This is a genomic window from Terrabacter sp. NPDC000476, from assembly GCF_040300125.1.
Lineage (GTDB): Bacteria > Actinomycetota > Actinomycetes > Actinomycetales > Dermatophilaceae > Terrabacter.
In genome coordinates this window covers 191,494-209,085 of record NZ_JBEPDF010000001.1, presented here as the reverse complement: position 1 = coordinate 209,085, position 17,592 = coordinate 191,494, and the positions used below count along the sequence as shown (strand labels likewise).

The window sequence follows — 17,592 nt, the reverse complement described above, 5'->3', positions numbered from 1 at the left end:
TCCCCGATCAGCCGAGCATCCGGATGCTGGTGGGCACGACGCTGCCGAGCACGTCCAGCTCGGCGCCCTTGCTGAAGAACGGCAGCTTGCTGTTCGCGAAGAGGACGACGTCGTTGGCCTTGAAGAGCGCGGCCTCGGCGGCCAGCCAGTCGGGGCAGCTGTCGGTGCCGACCTTGCCCATCGCGGACGTCACGTGCGACGTGTACTCGGCGTTGGTGATGCCGGACATGTTGTTGCCGCCGGCCGTGACGGCGGGCCCGGAGAAGAAGGGCACGCCCTGCTCGGGCGTGTTGATGTTGAGCGGCTCCCAGGCGATGTCCCAGTCCCCGGTGCCGAACATCGCGTTGACCATGCCGTTCTCGTCGAGCTGCTTGGCCTTGACCGTGACGCCGAGCTTCTTCCACGCGTCCACGGCGAGCTCGGAGGCGGCGCTGCCACCCGAACCGAGCGAGGCGTCGTAGAGGAACGAGAGCGACAACGGCTTGCCGGCCTTGGCGCGCATCCCGTCGGCGCCCTTGACCCAGCCGGCGGCGTCGAGCGCTGCACCGGCGGCGGCCAGGTCCGTGCCGGGGACGCTGCCCTCGACCGACGAGCCGGTGCACGCAGCGGGCGCGACGACGGCGAGCTGGGTCGCAGGGCCGCCGCGGTCGGACGTGATCACCTTCTGCAGCTGCGCGAGGTCGAGCGCCTGCGTCAGGGCCTGGCGGACGGCCGGGTCGGAGGTGTCGTGGCCCTTCGCGTGGTTGTACCACTGCTGGCCGACGATCGCCTGCGCGTCCTCGTGGTCGAGCTTGGCCGCCTCGAGGCGGGCGGCATCCGGCCCGTGGATCGCGGCGGCGTTGAGGGCGCCGGAGAGGAGCTGGTTGGCGGCCGTCGTCTCGTTGGGCACGATCTTGACCTGGATCGTGGCCGGCATGCCGGCCGTGGCGGTCGTGGCACCGCCCGGGCCCCACGTGTAGCCGGTGCGGACGGCATACGTGTAGTGGTCCCCGGGCACGGCCTCCTTGAGGGTGTAGGGACCGGTGCCGGCCGTGCCGGCCTTGAGTGAGGCGCGGTCCTTCATGCCGGCGTCGCAGACCATCGGCAGGTTGGAGAACGAGTCCAGCACGAACGGCGACGTCGTCGCGAGGGTGACCGTGAGGGTGCTGCCGCTGGCCTTGGCCGTCGCACCGGCCGGCACGAAGACCCCGAGGAACGGGCTCTTGTTCTTGGGGTCCTCGACGTAGCTGATGTTGTCCGCCGCGGTCTGCGCCGTGAACGCCGAACCGTCCGCGCAGGTGATCTTCGGGGCGATCTCGAAGGTGACCGTCTTGCCGTCGACCGACCACTTCGACGCGAGGCCGGACGTGACCTGTCCCTTGGCGTCGACGGACACGAGGGTGTCGTAGGCGAACTTGCTGACCTGGAAGAGCGGGCTCGACGCGCTGCCCTGGGGATCGAGTGCCCCGGGGTCCGCGGAGAGCGCCAGCGTGAAGGTCTTGCCGACGGCATACGTGCTGGTGCTCGAACCCCCGTCGGACCCACCGCAGGCGGCGAGGCCGACGGTGACCATCGAGAGGGAGAGCGCCAGGATGGCGCTCGAGCGGACCGGCCTCATGGGCATTCCTCTTTCTTCGGACGTCGGGTGGGGCGGGGACCTGCGGATGCGTGGGGCCGGTCGGGGGGCCGCGTCACTCGACGCGGGCGACCACCCGTCCGTAGTGGACGTACTTCGCCTTCCCGTCGCCCGCGGCGCTCGTCACCGAGCCGAGAAAGGCGAAGACGACGTGGATGCCGTGGTACGGCTCGACGGTGATGAGGCTGTCGTCGGCGAGGTGCACGAGCTCGAAGCGGATCGGCTTCTCGCCGATCTCGGCGTGGATGTCCTTGGGCGTGCGGTCGAGCCAGATCCGGCCGTCCTCGTCCTGGCTCACGGTGATGTCGTAGATGGTGTCGGCGTAGCGACCCAGGTAGCGGGTGACGTCGACCGGTTGCGGGTCGGCCGGCGGGGTCGGGCGGGCCGGCAGCTCGACGCCGGCGAGCCGGGTGAGCAGTCTCGCGACGACGTCGGTGAAGAGTCCGAAGACGTCGCCGCCGTTGGTGAGCATCGCGATGGCGACGCCCGACTCGGGGACCACCCGCAGGAAGGCCGCCTGGCCGATGGTGCCGCCGTCGTGCGCCACGACCGTGCCCTGCGGGGTGTCGAAGAGCTCCCAGCCGAGGCCCCAGGCGTCGCCCATGCCCGCGAGCCGGGGCAGGTCGACCTCGCGGTGCTGCATCGCCCGCACCGACGCGGGGCCCAGCACGCGGGTGCCGTCGGGTGCGACGCCGCCGTCCAGGTGCATCCGGACGAAGCCGAGCAGGTCGGTGGGGGTCATCGCCAGCATCGACCCGGCGGGGGCGTTCGAGCGCGCCAGCGCCCAGGTGGTCGCGGGCACCGGCCGCTCGTCCTCGCCGGGCACGTGACCGGTGGCGGCGCGGTGCCGGATCGCCTCGTAGGGGCTCGGGCTGACGCGCTCTAGCCGGAGGGGCACCGCGATCCGGTCGAGGAGCACCTCGTCGAACGGCTTGCCGCGGAGGACCTCGACGAGGCGGCCGAGCACGACGAACGCGGTGTTGTTGTAGGAGAAGGTCTCCCCCGGTTCGAAGACCTGTGGGAGGTCGGTGAGGGTGGCGACGTACTTCTCGATGGCGTCGTCGCCGCGGCCGGTGTCGGTGAAGATGTCGCCCTCGAAGCCGGCGGTGTGCGTCAGCAGGTGCCGCGTGGTCAGGGCCTTGGCCGCCTCCATGTCGCCGATGACCAGCTCGGGCAGGTGGTCGAGCAGCGGCTTGTCGAGGTCGAGCAGCCCGTCGTCGACGAGCTGCAGGACGAGCGTCGTGGTCCAGATCTTCGTGACGGAGCCGATCTGGAAGACGGTCTCGGCGTCGACCGGCACCTGGGTGGCGAGGCTCGTGACGCCACCCGCGGCGGTGACGATCGATCCGTCCACCAGCACGGCGACGGAGGCTCCCGGGACCCCGTGCTCCTCGACGAGGCGCGCGAAGCTCTCCTCGAGCCAGGCGGCGGTGGACCGGCTCGCGGCGCTGCCCGGTGTGCTGTCCTGTGTTGGCATAGCGGCACCGTAGGCGCGTCGCCGACGCGGGTGTTCGTCCGATCGGACAGGAACGGCATACGTGCTTTGTGCGATCCGCCAGTGAGACCGAGGGGCGAGCGGTGTTTCCTGTGGGGGTGCTGATTCTCCGCGGCGGTCGCGTCGTCGACCCGCGCTCCGGGACCGAACACCTGGCCGACGTCGCGGTGGACGGGGGCTCGGTGGTCGCCGTCGGACCGTCCCTCGAGACGTCCGCCGCGCGCGAGGGCGCGACCGTCGTCGACGTGACCGGTCTCGTGGTCGGTCCGGGCTTCGTGGACCTGCACAGCCACGTCCACTCCGTCGCGGGGCAGCGCCTGCAGGCCCTCGACGGGGTCACCACGACGCTCGACCTCGAGGCGGGGCTCATGCCGGTCGAGCACGCCTACGCCCGCGCAGCCGCCGACGGCCGACTCCTGCACTACGGCTTCTCGGCCTCCTGGGGCGACGCACGAGCCACGGTGCACCTGGGGGCGACGCCGACGGCCGACCTCCACGCGTCGCTCAAGGTGCTGGGCGACCCGGCGTGGCAGCGCTCGTCCTCACCCTCCGAGCGGGCGGCATGGCTGCGGCTGCTCGAGTCCGAGCTCGAGGCCGGTGCGCTCGGCATCGGGGTCCTCATGGGCTACGCCCCGCGGACCGACCCCGACGAGTTCCTCGACGTCGCCCGCCTCGCGGCCCGGACCGGCACCGCGACCTTCACCCACGTGCGCGAGATCATCGAGGCCGACCCGACCACGCCGATCGACGGTTCGCTCGAGATCGTCCGTGCGGCAGCGGAATCGGGCGCGTCGATGCACCACTGCCACGTCAACAGCACCTCCCGCCGTCACGTCGACCGGGTGCTGGGCCTGCTCGACACCGCGCGGACCAACGGCTCCCGGGTGACCCTCGAGGCCTACCCCTACGGCGCCGGCAGCACCGCGATCGGCGCCTACTTCCTCGCCCCCGAACGGCTCGGCGCGTGGGGGCTGCAGCCGTCGTCGATCCGGCTCGTCGCGAGCGGTGAGCAGGTCGCCTCGGTCGCCCGGCTGGCCGAGCTGCGCGCGACCGACCCCGGCGCCGTCTGCGTCGTCTCGTTCCTCGACGAGGAGCGCCCGGAGGACGCGGCGCTGCTCCAACGAGCGCTCGCGTTCCGGGACTCGATCGTCGCCAGCGACGCCATGCACGTGGAGTGGCCGGACGGCTCCACCGACAGCCGCGAGTGGCCGCTGCCCGACGGTGGGCAGACGCACCCGCGCACGGCCGGGACGTTCGCCCGCTCGCTCCGGCGGATGGTCGTCGAGACCGGCACGTGGTCGTGGGCGGAGGCGTTCCGGCGCTGCTCCTACCTGCCCGCGCAGGTCGTCGCCGGCTTCGCTCCCGCCGCACGGACCAAGGGCTGGCTCGGCGTCGGCGCGGATGCCGACCTCGTCGTCATCGACCCGGCCACCGTCAGCGACCGCGCCACCTACGTCGACCCGACCCGTCCCTCCGTGGGCGTGCGCCACCTCCTCGTCGACGGCACCTTCGTGGTCCGCGACGGCAGCCTGGACGTCGACTCCTTCCCCGGCCGCCCGATCCGGGCCGCCATCGCCTGACCACGATCGGTCGCACCTTCCGTGGCAGCGCACTGCGATCCCGAAGGGATCTCGAGAGCGCAGCCGTCGCTGCATCGACGCGCCACGGCCCGTCTCACCACGGCGGTATCACGCAGGCCCGGGGGGTGCTCTACTTGACGTAGTGGTGCCGCCAGAGCTGGTCGGTGGCGCGTGCGTCGGAGGTGGTGTCGAATGGTGCGCCGTCTGCCTCGGGGGGTCCCCGGTCCCCCGTTCGCATCGTCGCGCACTGCGCCACGGGGTCTGCGTCCGCTGCACCGGGCCGATGGTTGACCCGGTCGTGCCACCGGCACGGGTCTTCATCAGCTACCGCCGAGAGGAGACGGCCTACCCGGCAGCTTGGCTCTACGATCGCCTGGTCGACCGCTACGGCGGCCACGTCTTCAAGGACGTCGACTCGATCCGGCTGGGAGACGACTTCGTCGAGGTGATCACCCGAGCGGTCGGGTCGTGCCAGGTCCTCCTGGCGCTCATCGGTCACCGGTGGCTCACCGTCACCGACCAGGACGGACGGCGCCGCCTCGACGATCCCGACGACTTCGTCAGGCTCGAGGTCGAGGCCGCCCTGGCCCGGGACGTGCGCGTCATCCCGATCCTGGTCGAGGGTGCCAGCCTGCCGCGCCCCGAGGAGCTGCCGCCGAGTCTCGCGGGGCTGGTGCGTCGTCAGGCGCTCGAGCTCAGCCCTGCCCGGTTCGACTTCGACACGGGGCGGCTGTTCAAGGTGCTAGACACCACCTTGGACGAGCTCCGGGCGACCCCTTCCGACGGAGGTGCGGAGCAGGCGCAGATGACGTCTGCACAGCAGGAGCCGCGGGAGTCCCCTGAACCGCACCACCGTTCGGTCGCCACCTCGCTGATCGAGTCCACGCAGCACCGTCGACGACGGCGACGGCGTCGCCCGCTCGCGTATGCCGTCGCCGTTGCGCTGCTCGTCGCTGCCGCTGCGACCGCGGCGACTCTCGCGCTCCTCGATCGCAGTGGCGCACCGGACACGGGCGGCCGACGCGGCAACGAGCTCGTCGCGACCGCCGCCTGGCGCCTCGTCGTGAGCAACTCCAGTGCCGTCGACAACAGGGGCTGCACGATCACCGTGACCAACACCGACTCCGGGGCGCGACGCACGTTCGAGAACGTGTGGGGAACGAAGACGTTCCAGATGCAGTCGACGGGGACGTTCCGGTGGGAGTCCGACGACCCGGCCTGCCGCGCCGTCGACCTCCTCGAGTCCGGCCGGTCTGTGCTCCCGTTCAGCCACAAGGCCGGTACGGGTGACACGGACGTCTTCATGGCCCCCCGCGGCGGCACGGTCACCGTGCAGGTGCTGGCGTTCAACAACTACCGCGAGTGCCGATTCGAGCTCCACGACGCCGCCGACGGCGAGCTCGTGGACCTCGGCCGCGTGACCCCGGCCAGCAGCTTGCTACGGCTCGAGTCGAGCGGCCGACCACGCGTCTACCTCTCCGACTTCGCGGGGTGCGACGTGCGGGTCTCCGGGGACGCCGTGCCCTCCTAGCGACGTCTCCCCCCGGTCACTCCGCCCCGTCCGCCCCACGACCGAGATGTCACCCACCCCTGACCCACCGCAGCTCGACCACGTGGACCGACCGGGATCCCGTCCAGCGTGGGCACCTGACGACGTCGTCCCGAGACGCGCGGCACGTGCAGGAGCCGCCACGACGATGACCCCCGGGAACGTGGTGCCGCCCCCCTCCCCCGTGAGGCCCTGCACCACGAGATGCGCGAGGCCGACGTCCCGATCGGGCTGTGAGCACCGCGGGAGCGGCATCGGCCTGGCGCTGCTGGAGGCCGCGGCGGACTGGGCCGAAAGGCACGGGGCCTCGGTGCTCGACGGTCATCCCGTCGAGGTCGACGGGCTCACCGGCACCCCTTCGGCGTCCGCCCTCTTCGCCGGGACGGTCGCGATGTTCCGCCGGGCCGGCTTCGTCGAGATCGGACGCACCCACCCGACCCGTCCGGTGATGCGACGCGAGCTCCGGCGCGCCTCATCGCCTTGATGGTTCACGGCACCGTGCCGACACCGCCCCCGCGGGCCACGCGGGTATCGGCCGACGGGCGGATCAGGGCATCGCGAGCCGGAGCTCCCTGCCCACCATGCCGGCCAGTCGCTCGGTCTCCTGCTCGATGGCCGTCCGCGGCGCCCGCCCTTCACCCATCCAGCTGACCGTGAGGTCGGCGCCCTTGCGCGTCCACGTGCCCTGCACGAGGCCGCCCACGATGACCGGGTTGGCCTTGCGGGTCACGGCATCCCGACACGGCGACGGCGTGACGTGGACGTCCTTGGTGCCGGGCCCCATCACCCACTGGTCGTGCCCGGGCAGGAAGCGCACGACATCCGACGGCAGGGCGGTTGTGAGGGCGTCGACGTCCTCACGCACGACGTATGCCGTGACGCCCTCCACGTCGACGGCCACCAGGCGGTCGCGCAGTCCCGCGAACCACGCGTCGATCCGCTTGCGGCCGGCGCTCAGCCCGCTGCCGAACCAGTACTGCAGGTGCTCGGGGGTCGCCGGACCGTAGGTTCTCAGGTATGCCGTGATGGCGCGCGGTCCCGCGTCGTCGAGGTCGGGGATGCCCGCCCACAGCGGGTTGCGGTCGAGCCGCTGGAAGGTGCGCCGGCCGTCGCGCGACGGGCCGAAGCTCATGTCTCCCAGCCAGGACAGCGGTTTGACGAGGGTTCCGGCGCCCTCCTCGAAGACCGGCGCCAGGTGCCGGTAGGCGCGCTGCCGGGTCACTGCCGCGCCGAGCTCCCCCACCGTCAGCGGCCCGTCGGTGAGCGCCTCGCGCACGGCCGCCCGGAACGCCGGCCACGCCTGCGGTTCGAGGCGGTAGTACTCCACCCAGCTCGGCAGCTCCCACTGCCGACCGGCCGCACGGAGCGCGAGGTAGATGCCGGCGTCCTCGGGTGCGAGGTAGTGCATCGAGCCCCGGAACGCGAACGCCTTGATCACCGTCCCCTCCGCCAACGCCCGGGCCAGGTCACCGGCAGCCGCCGTCGTGCTCCGGGTCCGCACGGCCAGCTCGGCGAGCGACTCGTCCATCGACAGGACGGCGCCGAGCCGGCGCACGACGTCGGCGGCCGACGCGGGTCCCAGGGGTTGGAGGAGGTGTCGCTCCATCCGCCAGGCCAGCGCCTGCTTCCACGTGGCCGTCGCCTCGGTCGTGGTGGTCATGGCCGCATCGTCGCACCCGTCCCGGACGAAACGCTGCCGCAGACCGGTTCGGGTCCCACTCGCTACGTGCCGAGCCGGAGCCGCACGACGCGGCGGCGCAGGGTGGGTGAGGCCTCGACCTCGTAGCCGGCGTCGAGGAAGACCTGCAGCAGCCCGACCGAGGCCTCGTCCCAGATCACCGTCTTGCCCGGAGCCTGCTCCGTGGGATAGCCCTCGAGCACGTGCGCGCCGACCTGCCTGCCGTACTCGACCGTTGCGGCAGCGAGCTCGTACATCAGCCCCTGGCGCCGGAATCCCTTGCGCACGACGAAGCAGGTCACCGACCAGACGCCCTCGAGCTCCGGGTCCTGGCGCATCCATGCCTTCTGCCGCGCCCAGATGCGTGGGTAGTTCTCCCGCGGCTCGACCGCGACCCATCCGGCCGGCTCGCCGTCGACGTAGCCGATGAGGCCGGAGGTCGGACCCTCGGTGCCGCAGCCGGCCTGCTCCACGAGGGCGGCGTCGCGCTCCTCCTGGGTCGTGTCGCGCCAGATCCAGCCCGCGACCTTCAGGCCCTGGCACCGGCACTTGCGCGCGCCGCCGCTCTCGAACACGGCCTCGAGGTCCGCATCCGTCGCCTCGTTGGCCGGTCGCCAGCTGAACTCGGGCACACCGCGACCCTAGCCACCGAGACCCGTGCACGGCCTGCAAACGCCTCGCGAGTTGCGCCGGGTTCGCGCTGGCGTCTGGCGCGGCGCCTCACCCCGAGGTCACGGCTGGTGGTGCACCGGGGCGCTGACGGAGTCGCGCACGACCCCTGCGGTGTCCTTGAGCTGCAGGGTGTAGCCGGTGTCGGTCAGGCTGATTCTGAGATACCCCGTCGCCGAGACCGCCTTGACGACATGCGGATCCAGCGTCGAGAGCGTCCGGGGTGTGAGGCCCGCGGTCGTGTCGGTGACCATGAGGACGCCGCCGACGCGGCCGAGCCGCTGGTACGCGTGCTCGTGCCCTGCGACGAGCACGTCGGCCTGCGCGGCCACGAGAAGGTCGACGAGTGGCTGCTCCGCGACGTCGTCGCCGTAGACGGAGGCGTACCGCGGCCGGTGGATCACCGCCAGGATCGGCCGGTTCGCGCTCGCCGCAAGGTCCGCCTTGAGCCACGCGTACTGCGCGGAACCGACCCCCGTCGCGGTCTCCGAGTCGAGCACGACGAGGTGCCACCGGCCGAGGTTCCTCGACCGGTACGTGCGGTTCGCAGCGAAGTAGGCCTTGAACGGCGCAGCCCCCGGCACGAGGTAGTCGTGGTTGCCGGGCGCAGCGAGGACTCCCGGCAGTCTGCCCCACGTGCGCGCGAACGAGCCGGCGTACTCGCTGGCCAGCCCGCGCGCGGCGACGTCTCCTGGGAGGAGGGTCGCGATCGCGCCCTCGCGTTGCGCGAGGTTGCTCGTCACGAGCCGCAACCTGTCTCCGGAGGACGACCCCGCCTGGATGTCGCTCGCCACGACGACCACCGCTGCGGGACCCACGGCCTCGGCCTGCACCGGTGGCGCCGAGGGGGGCGGCACGGCCAGGAGCGGGACGAGAAGAAGACGTAGTCGCACGAGACACCCCCACGTCGGGACGCACCAGCCGGGCGGATCGCCCGCTGTCCCAGTCAATCCCGGCGGTGCGACGCCAGCCAGAGTCCAAGGTCCCGTCGACGCCGTCGCGCCGGACCTCAGCGGTCGGGATCGACGAGGAGCTCGACCTCCACCTCGTCGCCCGCCCCGCGCCCTGTCTGCTTGCGCGTCTCCGCGTTGAAGGACACGAGGTAGCGACCGCCCATGACGCCGATCGTCGTGCGGTACGTGTAGCCGCCGTCGATCGTGACCACGACGGGCACCCGCTTGCCGCGACCGAACGACAGCACGGTCTCCTCGGGCACGACGATGCCGACGTTGTTGCCGCCGGTCGCCTCGAGCACGGTACGGAAGGTCGTCATGCCGCTGAGCGTAGCCCGCGAGGCGCCGAGACGGCGGTCGATCGGACCCCGTACGGTGCAGCATGCGCACCATCATCTCGGAGCGTCTCGTGCTGCGGCCGTGGCAGGTCGACGACGCAGACTTCCTCCTCGACCTCGAGAGCCGCTGGGACGTCGTGCGCTTCCTCGGCTCCGCACCGCGCACCATGACGACGCGTGACGAGGCGCTCGCCTCGATCGCCCGCCGCCGCGCCGTCAGCGAGCACCCCGTCCACGGCATCTGGCTCGTCGCGGACCACGAGGGCGCCCGGCTCGGCAACCTGCTGCTCAAGCCGATCCCGCTCTCCGCCGGCGAGCGACCCACTCCCGCAACCGAGGTCGAGATCGGGTGGCACCTCCACCCCGACGCCTGGGGCCGCGGCTACGCGACCGAGGCCGCAGCCGCCGTGTGCGCCGACGTCCTCGCCCGCGGGCTCGAGCGCGTCGTCGCCGTCACCCATCCCGACAACACCGCCTCGCAGGCCGTGTGCCGCCGCCTCGGGATGCGTCACCTCGGCACCACCGCGCGCTTCATGGACACGACGACCCAGCTCTTCGAGCTCCTGGCACCGCGATGAGCCCCGCCGGGACACCTGACGTGGCAGTGTGGCACGCGTGAGCGAGCAGCCTGACGAGGCAACGGCCCGAACGGAGTCCGGGCTCACCGACGACGACTTCGCACCGGAGTGGCCGGACGACGACCGTCCCCGCATCCCGCGGGTGGCGCCCGAGCGCGAGGCGCTCACGGCATACCTCGACCACTACCGCGCGACGATCGAGATGAAGTGCCGCGGGCTCTCCCCCGTTCAGGCCCGGCAGCGCTCGATGCCCCCGTCGACGATGTCGGTGCACGGGCTCGTTCGCCACCTCGCCGGTGTGGAGCGCTGGTGGTTCCAGCAGAACTTCGAGCGGCGTGACGTGCCGTTCCTCTTCTTCACGACCGAGAACCCGAACCTCGACTTCGAGCCACCGGCCGACGCCGACTTCACCGCCGACCTCGCGACGTGGCGCGCCGAGTGCGCCGTCTCGCGCGAGATCGTCGCGGCCCACGACCTCGACGACACGGCCCGCCCGCTCGACTGGTTCGAGGACGTCGACCTGCGCTGGCTGGTGCTGCGGATGATCACCGAGTACGCCCAGCACTGCGGCCACCTCGACCTGCTGCGCGAGGGCGTCGACGGCCGCACCGGCTCCTAGCGCCCGCCCGCCGACCACCGACCGACCACCGACCGACCGACCGCTGACAAGGGGCCGCCGATGCGAGCCGACCACTACGACACCTTCGCCCGCAGCTATGCCGAGACGAACGAGTCGGGCCTCTTCAACGCCCACTACGCCCGCCCTGCCATGCTGCGCCTCGCTGGTGACGTCGACGGCCGCCGTGTGCTCGACGCCGGCTGCGGCACCGGGCCGCTGTTCGAGGACCTGCGCGCCCGCGGCGCCACGGTCACGGGCTTCGACGGCAGCCCCGCCATGGTCGAGCTCGCCCGTGAGCGGCTCGGCCCCGAGGCCGACCTGCACGTCGCCGACCTCAGCGCCCCGCTCCCCTACCCCGACGACGCGTTCCACGACGCAGTCGTCTCCCTCGTGCTGCACTACCTGCAGGACTGGTCGGCGCCGCTCGCCGAGCTGCACCGCGTGATCAGGCCCGGCGGCCGGCTGCTCCTGTCGGTCAACCACCCGCGCATCCTCGAGGCGAGCGACCCCGACGCCGACTACTTCGCCGTCACGCCCTACTCCGACGTCTACACCTTCGGCGACGGCCACGACGTCACCCTCACCTTCTGGCACCGCCCGCTCCACGCGATGTCCGACGCGTTCGCCGACGCCGGCTTCCGCATCCGCGTCATCAGCGAGCCATCGTTCGACCCCGACACCCCGCCGGAGCTGCTGCCGCCCGACCTCGGCGACCGGACCGCCTTCATCTGCTTCCTCTTCTTCGTCCTCGAAGCCGAGTGAGCCGTGCGTGAACCGGGCCCAGGTCGCCGCGCGCTCGTGCTCGCCGGTGCCGGCGCGGCCGGCAACGCCTGGGAGATCGGCCTGGTGGCCGGCCTCGCGGCCCGGGGCGTCGACCTGACCGCCGCCGACCTCGTCGTCGGCACCTCGGCGGGCTCGACGGTCGCGGCGCAGGTCACGAGCGGCACGCCCGCCGCCGACCTGTATGCCGCCATCATCGCCGAGCCGGCGGCACAGCAGAGTCCGCACCGCCCACGTCACCAGACCGGCACGACGCCCGCCGTCCGCCCCTCGGGGCCGTCGTACCTCGAGTGGTCCGACGCGATCATCGCCGCGTCGGACAGCCCGGCCGACCTGCGTCGACGGCTCGGGGCCGCCGCGCTCGAGCTGGCCGGGGACGACGGCGGCGAGGCCTCGAGGCGGTGGCGGGCCGTCGTCGCCTCGCGGCTGCCGAACCACGGCTGGCCCGAGCAGCACGTGCTCGTCGTCGCGGTCGACGCCGACACCGGCGAGCCCGTCCTCCTCGACCGGGCCTCGGGCGTCGAGCTCGTCGATGCCGTCGCCGCGAGCACCTCGGCGATGACGCCCTACCGTGTCGGCGGGCACCGCTACCTCAACGGTGGCTACCGGCGCAGCGAGAACGCCGACCTCGCCGCCGGGTTCGAGCGCGTCGTCGTGCTGTCGCCGTTCAGCGGCCGCAGCCGGATGCCGGCCGCCTGGCGCATGGACCTCGCGTCGCAGGTGGCCGACCTGCACGCATCCGGCAGCGAGGTGCGCACGGTCTTCCCCGACGCGCGGTCGGGAGACGTCTTCGACGCCAACGCGCTCGACCCGGCCACGCGCCTGCCTGCCGCCCGCGGCGGCCACGAGCAGGGCCGTGAGCTCGCAGCGGGGCTCGCCGACTTCTGGGCCTGACCCGCCGGGCGCGCGACGTCCCCCGTCCGCCCCGCGACCGCACCTAGGGTGGGGCGCCGTGACCCGCGTGGCACGGCCGCGTCACCGACAGGGAAGGCAGCGCGAGCTCCATGGTCAACGTCCTGCTGGCGGGCGGCCTCTCGATGGCTTTCGCCCTGCTCTGCACCAAGCCGTTCATCCGGTTCCTCGTGCGCAAGCGCTACGGGCAGTTCATCCGCGACGACCTCGTGCACCATCACGTCAAGCGCGGCAAGCCGACGATGGGCGGTGCGGTCATCATCGCCGCCGCGATCGTCGGCTACCTCGGATCGCACGTCGTCCTCGTCGCGCTCGGCGCGATGGGGGTCTTCCGGTCGATCCACAGCGGCCTGTCGCTGAGCGCCGGCCTCGTGCTCTTCCTGCTCACCGGCCTCGGCGTCGTCGGCTTCCTCGACGACTACACGAAGATCCGCAAGGAGCGCAGCCTCGGGCTCACTTCGCGGCAGAAGCTCCTCGGCCAGACGATCGTCACGGTCCTCTTCGCGCTCGGCGCGCTCCTGCTCACCGACGACCGCGGCTTCTCCCCCGCGTCGACGGCCATCTCGTTCATCCGCGACACCGGTGTCGACCTCGCCTTCGCCGGCCCCGTCGTCGCCGTCCTGCTCTTCATCGCCTGGTCGAACGTGCTCATCGCCGGGGCCTCGAACGGCGTCAACATCACCGACGGCCTCGACGGCCTCGCCACCGGCGCCTCGGTCATGGTCTTCGGGGCCTACACCGTCATCTCGATGTGGCAGTACAACCAGAGCTGCTCCGTCGCGCCGGGGCCGAACTGCTACGACGTGCGTGACGCCCTCGACCTCGCGGTCGTCGCGTGCGCCATCGGTGGCGCGTGCTTCGGCTTCCTCTGGTGGAACACCTCGCCGGCCGAGATCATCATGGGCGACACCGGCTCGCTCTCCCTCGGTGCCGCTCTCGCCGGTCTCGCGATCCTCACCCACACCCAGCTGCTGCTCGTCGTGCTCGGCGGACTCTTCGTCATCGTCACGGCGTCGGTCATCATCCAGGTCATCAGCTTCCGGACGACCGGCAGGCGCGTCTTCCGGATCGCTCCGCTCCACCACCACTTCGAGATGGTGGGCTGGTCGGAGGTCACCATCGTGGCGCGCTTCTGGATCATCGCGGGCCTGTGCGTGGCAGCCGGGCTCGCGCTCTTCTACGGCGAGTGGCTGTCGAGCGCCTGAAGCCCCCCGGCGTCAGTGGCCGTCGGAGCGCTCGAGCGTCACGAGCAGCCCGTCGACGCCCCCCGGCCCGACCCGCCCCTTGACCTCGACGGAGGTGATGGCCTTGAGCTGCCAGCCCTCGCGCGCGTGCTCGTTGAGCAGCTTCTCGAGCTTGTCGCCCGACATCTTGCCGCCGATCATCTTCTCGCGGACCTCGACGACCTTGTACGTGAACACGCGTGGGACCTCCTTGGAGTCGGCGGTGCTGTCGCCTCGACCGTAGCCGCCCGCACGCGTTCCGGGGCCGTATGCGCTCGGCCCCTTCCTGTCAGCCCTGACGTCTATCGTTCGAGAGGTCTCGAGCACGACCAGCCGACGACCCGAGGAGGGCGCATGCCCCGGACGCGGATCCACAACTTCTCCATCTCGCTCGACGGCTTCGCGACCGGCGAGCCGCAGTCGTTGGAGGCCCCCTTCGGCCACGCCGGCCAGCGCCTGCACCAGTGGATGTTCGCCACCCGCTACTGGGACCCGAGCGGCTCGGCCGGTGTCGACGACGCCTTCGCGCAGCAGTTCGCCCCGGGCATCGGCGCCGAGATCATGGGCTCCAACAAGTTCGGTCCGCCGGACTGGCAGGACGACGAGTCCTGGACGGGCTGGTGGGGCGAGGACCCGCCCTTCCACACCCCGGTCTTCGTGCTGACCCACCGCCCCCGACCGGCCCTGACGATGGGCGGCGGCACGACCTTCCACTTCATCGAGGCGTCTCCGGCCGAGGCGCTGGCCGCAGCGCAGGAGGCCGCCGACGGGCTCGACGTGCGCATCGGCGGCGGGCCGACCGTCGTGCGCGACTTCCTCTCCGCAGGTCTCGTCGACCACATGCACCTCGTCCAGGTGCCGATCCTGCTCGGTCGGGGCGTGCGGCTCTGGGACGGCCTCGAAGGGATCGAGGAGTCGTTCGAGGTCGAGAGCGTGACCTCACCGAGCGGTGTCGTGCACCTGGTCTTCACCCGCCGCACCGACTGACACCGTCCCGGGCGGCGGGCCCGAGATGCCGCCGCTGTCTCAGAGGGCGATGACGGTCATGCCCCCGGCGGACGGCTGGTCGAGGGTGGCCAGCGCGGCGCCGGCCTCGTCGAGCCCGATGACGCGGCCGACGAGCTCACCAGGGCGCAGCGTGCCCTCCTCGATGAGTCGCAGCATCGCGGGGTAGTCGCGTGCCGGCATGCCGTGCGAGCCGTAGAGCTCGAGCTCGTGGGCCACGACGAGGTCCATCGGGAGGGGCGGCCGCGAGGCCTCGCCGAGCAGCAGGCCCGCCTGCACGTGCCGACCGCGCCGGCGCAGGCTGCGCACCGACGCGACGGCCAGGTCGGGTGAACCGAACGCGTCGACGGAGACGTGCGCACCACCGGCCGTGACGTCGCGCACCCGAGCCGCCACGTCGTCGACCTCGTTCGCGTCGATGACGACCTCGGCGCCGCACGCCGACGCGCGCTGCAGCGCAGCGGGACTGACGTCGATCGCGACGACCCGTGCTCCGAGCGCCGAGCCGATCATGACGGCCGACAGGCCGACGCCGCCGCACCCGTGCACGGCGAGCCAGTTACCGGCACCGATGCGCCCGTGCGTCGTGACGGCGCGGAAGGCGGTGGCGAAGCGGCACCCGAGCGACGCCGCGGTGACGAAGTCGACGGCATCCGGGAGCCGGACGAGGTTGGTGTCGGCCGCGTGCAGCGCGACGCGCTCGGCGAACGAGCCGTGGCCGGTGAAGCCGGGCTGGGTCTGGTCGGGGCACACCTGCGCCTCGCCCGCCGCGCACCACGCGCACCGACCGCAGCCGCAGACGAAGGGCACCGTCACCCGGTCGCCCACGCTCCAGTCGTGCACGTCGGCACCGACGCGGGCCACGACGCCGGCCAGCTCGTGGCCCGGCACGTGCGGGAGCGCCACGGGGTCGTGGCCCTTCCACGCGTGCCAGTCGGACCGGCACACGCCGGTGGCCCGCACCGAGACGACGACGCCGTCGACCGGGCAGTCCGGCTCCCGCAGCTCCGTGACGACGGGCAGCGCCCCGTGCTCCTCGTAGACGACAGCCTTCACGGGACCATCCTCACCCTTCACCTCGTGCGACGTCGCGCCGTCTCGCCGCGCCGCCTCGGTGCCTCGATCGCGCCGTGTCGAGAACCGCGATCAGGCTCCGTCCGGCTGTTGAATGTCCACACCACCACGAGGGGACCACCGTCATGACCTACCTGCCCCGTTTCGACCACGTCGGCGTCACCGTCGCCGACCTCGACGCCACCATCGACTTCTTCGTCACGCTCGGGCTCGCCGTCGAGGGGCGCATGTTCCTCGACGGCGACTTCGTCGACACCGTCACCGGCATCCCCGGCACGCGGTGCGAGATCGCGATGCTCCGTGCGCCCGAGGGCGGGTCGGCGCTCGAGCTCGCGCGCTTCCTCCACCCGGACCACGTGCCCGGCTCCCCCGCCGCGATGGCGAACGAGCTGGGGCTGCGCAACGTCTCCTTCGAGGTCGTCGACCTGCAGGGCGCCGTCGACCAGCTCGCCGCCGACGGCTACGGGCTCGTCGGCGGCGTCGGGGAGTACGAGAACGCGTGGAGGATGGCCTACGTCCGCGGACCGGAGGGCATCATCGTCTCCCTCGCCGAGCGGATCGGCTGAGCCTCAGCCTCGTCGCGGGTCGTCGAGCACGTCCCGCCACGAGTGCTGCGGCTCGTAGCCGAGCAGCTCGCGCGCCTTGTCGATGGAGTAGAACGTCTCGTCGCGCCCCATCGGCCGGCGCTGCTCCACCCCGGCGTAGAACCGCTCGCGCACCTCGTCGGTCGTCGCGGCGACGGACATGTCGGCGTTCGCGACGTTGAAGACCTCGTAGCCGAGCCCGTCGGTCTGGAGGCAGCGCTGCACCATCTGACCGAGGTCTCGGGTGTCGATGTAGGCGAAGACGTTGCGCCGCCGCAGCGCCGGGTCGGCGAGGAACGCCGGGAACATGTCGGCGTACTCGTGCGGCTCGATGACGTTGTTGATGCGCAGGCCGTAGATGTCCGCTCCGGTGCGGGCCTGGAACGAGCGGGCCGTCACCTCGTTCGCGACCTTCGACATGGCATACGAGTCCTCGGGCACCGTCGGGTGCTCCTCGTCGACCGGCACGTAGATCGGCTTGCGCTCGCCCTGGGCGAAGCAGATGCCGTACGTCGTCTCCGACGACGCGAAGATCACCTTGCGGATGCCGAGCCGGGTCGCGGCCTCGAGAACGTTGTACGTGCTGAGCACGTTGGTGGCATACGTCTTCGCCTCCGACGTCAGCAGGATCGCGGGCACGGCCGCGAAGTGCACGACGGCGTCGTAGGCCGGCTTGGCCGGGAGCTCGAGCTCGTCGAAGCGGGCCAGCCCCGCGAGCGCCGAGTACGTCTCGCCGATGTCGGTGAGGTCGACCCGGAGGTCGTCGACCCCCTCGTGCCGCAGCGGCACGAGGTCGGCGTTGGTGACCTGGTGGCCCTGCTCGGCGAGGAAGGGTGCGACGTGCTTGCCGGCCTTGCCGCTGCCGCCCGTGAAGAAGATGCGCATGTGCCGATCAAACCACCCGCCCGACGTCTCGTGGTCAGGGGGCTTGGTGCCCGGT

Annotated in this window: 18 protein-coding genes; 9 read left to right on the top strand and 9 right to left on the bottom strand. The window is 72.1% G+C overall.

All coding sequences use genetic code 11. The annotated features are described in order from the left end of the window. Positions 1-7: 7 nt before the first annotated feature. On the bottom strand, positions 8-1,597 hold the full coding sequence (locus tag ABT295_RS00955) for an ABC transporter substrate-binding protein (RefSeq protein WP_352392553.1): 1,590 nt from the start codon (positions 1,595-1,597) through the stop codon (positions 8-10). A 73-nt stretch (positions 1,598-1,670) separates the two neighbouring features. Next, positions 1,671-3,092 carry a serine hydrolase domain-containing protein gene (locus ABT295_RS00950; protein ID WP_352392552.1) on the bottom strand — a complete coding sequence of 474 codons (1,422 nt, stop codon included), beginning with the start codon at positions 3,090-3,092 and terminating at the stop codon, positions 1,671-1,673. A 116-nt stretch (positions 3,093-3,208) separates the two neighbouring features. On the opposite strand from ABT295_RS00950, the gene ABT295_RS00945 reads away from it, so the two are divergent. Together ABT295_RS00945 and ABT295_RS00940 are read left to right on the top strand one after the other, a co-directional pair. Beyond that, on the top strand, positions 3,209-4,690 hold the full coding sequence (locus ABT295_RS00945) for an amidohydrolase family protein (protein WP_352392551.1): 1,482 nt from the start codon (positions 3,209-3,211) through the stop codon (positions 4,688-4,690). A gap of 283 nt (positions 4,691-4,973) precedes the next feature. Next, positions 4,974-6,221 carry a toll/interleukin-1 receptor domain-containing protein gene (locus ABT295_RS00940; protein ID WP_352392550.1) on the top strand — a complete coding sequence of 416 codons (1,248 nt, stop codon included), beginning with the start codon at positions 4,974-4,976 and terminating at the stop codon, positions 6,219-6,221. A 565-nt stretch (positions 6,222-6,786) separates the two neighbouring features. On the opposite strand, the gene ABT295_RS00935 is transcribed toward ABT295_RS00940, so the two are convergent. The 4 genes from ABT295_RS00935 to ABT295_RS00920 form a co-directional block, all read right to left on the bottom strand. Beyond that, positions 6,787-7,899, bottom strand: coding sequence for a winged helix DNA-binding domain-containing protein (locus tag ABT295_RS00935; RefSeq protein ID WP_352392549.1), 1,113 nt, complete (start codon positions 7,897-7,899; stop codon positions 6,787-6,789). 62 nt (positions 7,900-7,961) lie between these two features. Beyond that, the gene (locus ABT295_RS00930) at positions 7,962-8,549 is read right to left on the bottom strand and encodes a GNAT family N-acetyltransferase (RefSeq protein ID WP_352392548.1); all 588 of its coding nucleotides are present in this window, start codon (positions 8,547-8,549) and stop codon (positions 7,962-7,964) included. Between the two features lie 99 nt (positions 8,550-8,648). Continuing rightward, on the bottom strand, positions 8,649-9,443 hold the full coding sequence (locus ABT295_RS00925; RefSeq protein WP_352392547.1) for a metallophosphoesterase family protein: 795 nt from the start codon (positions 9,441-9,443) through the stop codon (positions 8,649-8,651). Positions 9,444-9,595: 152 nt separating this feature from the next. Then, positions 9,596-9,859 carry a DUF1905 domain-containing protein gene (locus ABT295_RS00920; protein ID WP_352392546.1) on the bottom strand — a complete coding sequence of 88 codons (264 nt, stop codon included), beginning with the start codon at positions 9,857-9,859 and terminating at the stop codon, positions 9,596-9,598. Positions 9,860-9,921: 62 nt separating this feature from the next. On the opposite strand from ABT295_RS00920, the gene ABT295_RS00915 reads away from it, so the two are divergent. The 5 genes from ABT295_RS00915 (at position 9,922) to mraY (ending at position 13,971) form a co-directional block, all read left to right on the top strand. After that, positions 9,922-10,455 (top strand): GNAT family N-acetyltransferase, encoded by a 534-nt coding sequence (locus tag ABT295_RS00915; RefSeq protein ID WP_352392545.1) that lies wholly within the window; start codon positions 9,922-9,924, stop codon positions 10,453-10,455. 37 nt (positions 10,456-10,492) lie between these two features. Continuing rightward, the gene (locus ABT295_RS00910; RefSeq protein WP_352392544.1) at positions 10,493-11,074 is read left to right on the top strand and encodes a DinB family protein; all 582 of its coding nucleotides are present in this window, start codon (positions 10,493-10,495) and stop codon (positions 11,072-11,074) included. A gap of 60 nt (positions 11,075-11,134) precedes the next feature. Then, positions 11,135-11,836 (top strand): class I SAM-dependent methyltransferase, encoded by a 702-nt coding sequence (locus tag ABT295_RS00905; RefSeq protein ID WP_352392543.1) that lies wholly within the window; start codon positions 11,135-11,137, stop codon positions 11,834-11,836. Positions 11,837-11,839: 3 nt separating this feature from the next. Further along, complete coding sequence (locus tag ABT295_RS00900; RefSeq protein ID WP_352392542.1) at positions 11,840-12,748, top strand: patatin-like phospholipase family protein; 909 nt, start codon at positions 11,840-11,842, stop codon at positions 12,746-12,748. Positions 12,749-12,858: 110 nt separating this feature from the next. Then, on the top strand, positions 12,859-13,971 hold the full coding sequence (mraY, locus tag ABT295_RS00895; RefSeq protein WP_352392541.1) for a phospho-N-acetylmuramoyl-pentapeptide-transferase: 1,113 nt from the start codon (positions 12,859-12,861) through the stop codon (positions 13,969-13,971). Positions 13,972-13,983: 12 nt separating this feature from the next. On the opposite strand, the gene ABT295_RS00890 is transcribed toward mraY, so the two are convergent. Beyond that, positions 13,984-14,187 carry a DUF4177 domain-containing protein gene (locus ABT295_RS00890; protein WP_352392540.1) on the bottom strand — a complete coding sequence of 68 codons (204 nt, stop codon included), beginning with the start codon at positions 14,185-14,187 and terminating at the stop codon, positions 13,984-13,986. A gap of 156 nt (positions 14,188-14,343) precedes the next feature. On the opposite strand from ABT295_RS00890, the gene ABT295_RS00885 reads away from it, so the two are divergent. Further along, positions 14,344-14,976: a dihydrofolate reductase family protein gene (locus ABT295_RS00885; RefSeq protein ID WP_352392539.1), complete on the top strand. Its 633-nt coding sequence runs from the start codon at positions 14,344-14,346 to the stop codon at positions 14,974-14,976. 39 nt (positions 14,977-15,015) lie between these two features. On the opposite strand, the gene ABT295_RS00880 is transcribed toward ABT295_RS00885, so the two are convergent. Next, positions 15,016-16,050 carry a zinc-dependent alcohol dehydrogenase family protein gene (locus ABT295_RS00880; RefSeq protein ID WP_352392538.1) on the bottom strand — a complete coding sequence of 345 codons (1,035 nt, stop codon included), beginning with the start codon at positions 16,048-16,050 and terminating at the stop codon, positions 15,016-15,018. Positions 16,051-16,193: 143 nt separating this feature from the next. Between ABT295_RS00880 and ABT295_RS00875 the strand changes: the two genes are divergently transcribed. Beyond that, the gene (locus ABT295_RS00875) at positions 16,194-16,634 is read left to right on the top strand and encodes a VOC family protein (RefSeq protein ID WP_352392537.1); all 441 of its coding nucleotides are present in this window, start codon (positions 16,194-16,196) and stop codon (positions 16,632-16,634) included. A gap of 3 nt (positions 16,635-16,637) precedes the next feature. Here the strand turns inward: ABT295_RS00875 and ABT295_RS00870 are convergent, their stop codons facing one another. Next, positions 16,638-17,537, bottom strand: coding sequence for an NAD-dependent epimerase/dehydratase family protein (locus ABT295_RS00870; RefSeq protein ID WP_352392536.1), 900 nt, complete (start codon positions 17,535-17,537; stop codon positions 16,638-16,640). Between the last annotated feature and the right edge of the window lie 55 nt (positions 17,538-17,592).

Excerpts from the sequence above, each read along its gene's own strand:
- ABT295_RS00955 (WP_352392553.1), bottom strand. The coding sequence starts at position 1,597 with ATGAGGCCGGTCCGCTCGAGCGCCATCCTGGCGCTCTCCCTCTCGATG.
- ABT295_RS00950 (WP_352392552.1), bottom strand. The coding sequence starts at position 3,092 with ATGCCAACACAGGACAGCACACCGGGCAGCGCCGCGAGCCGGTCCACC.
- ABT295_RS00940 (WP_352392550.1), top strand. The coding sequence starts at position 4,974 with ATGGTTGACCCGGTCGTGCCACCGGCACGGGTCTTCATCAGCTACCGC.
- ABT295_RS00935 (WP_352392549.1), bottom strand. The coding sequence starts at position 7,899 with ATGACCACCACGACCGAGGCGACGGCCACGTGGAAGCAGGCGCTGGCC.
- ABT295_RS00920 (WP_352392546.1), bottom strand. The coding sequence starts at position 9,859 with ATGACGACCTTCCGTACCGTGCTCGAGGCGACCGGCGGCAACAACGTC.
- ABT295_RS00915 (WP_352392545.1), top strand. The coding sequence starts at position 9,922 with ATGCGCACCATCATCTCGGAGCGTCTCGTGCTGCGGCCGTGGCAGGTC.
- ABT295_RS00905 (WP_352392543.1), top strand. The coding sequence starts at position 11,135 with ATGCGAGCCGACCACTACGACACCTTCGCCCGCAGCTATGCCGAGACG.
- mraY (WP_352392541.1), top strand. The coding sequence starts at position 12,859 with ATGGTCAACGTCCTGCTGGCGGGCGGCCTCTCGATGGCTTTCGCCCTG.
- ABT295_RS00885 (WP_352392539.1), top strand. The coding sequence starts at position 14,344 with ATGCCCCGGACGCGGATCCACAACTTCTCCATCTCGCTCGACGGCTTC.
- ABT295_RS00875 (WP_352392537.1), top strand. The coding sequence starts at position 16,194 with ATGACCTACCTGCCCCGTTTCGACCACGTCGGCGTCACCGTCGCCGAC.
- ABT295_RS00870 (WP_352392536.1), bottom strand. The coding sequence starts at position 17,537 with ATGCGCATCTTCTTCACGGGCGGCAGCGGCAAGGCCGGCAAGCACGTC.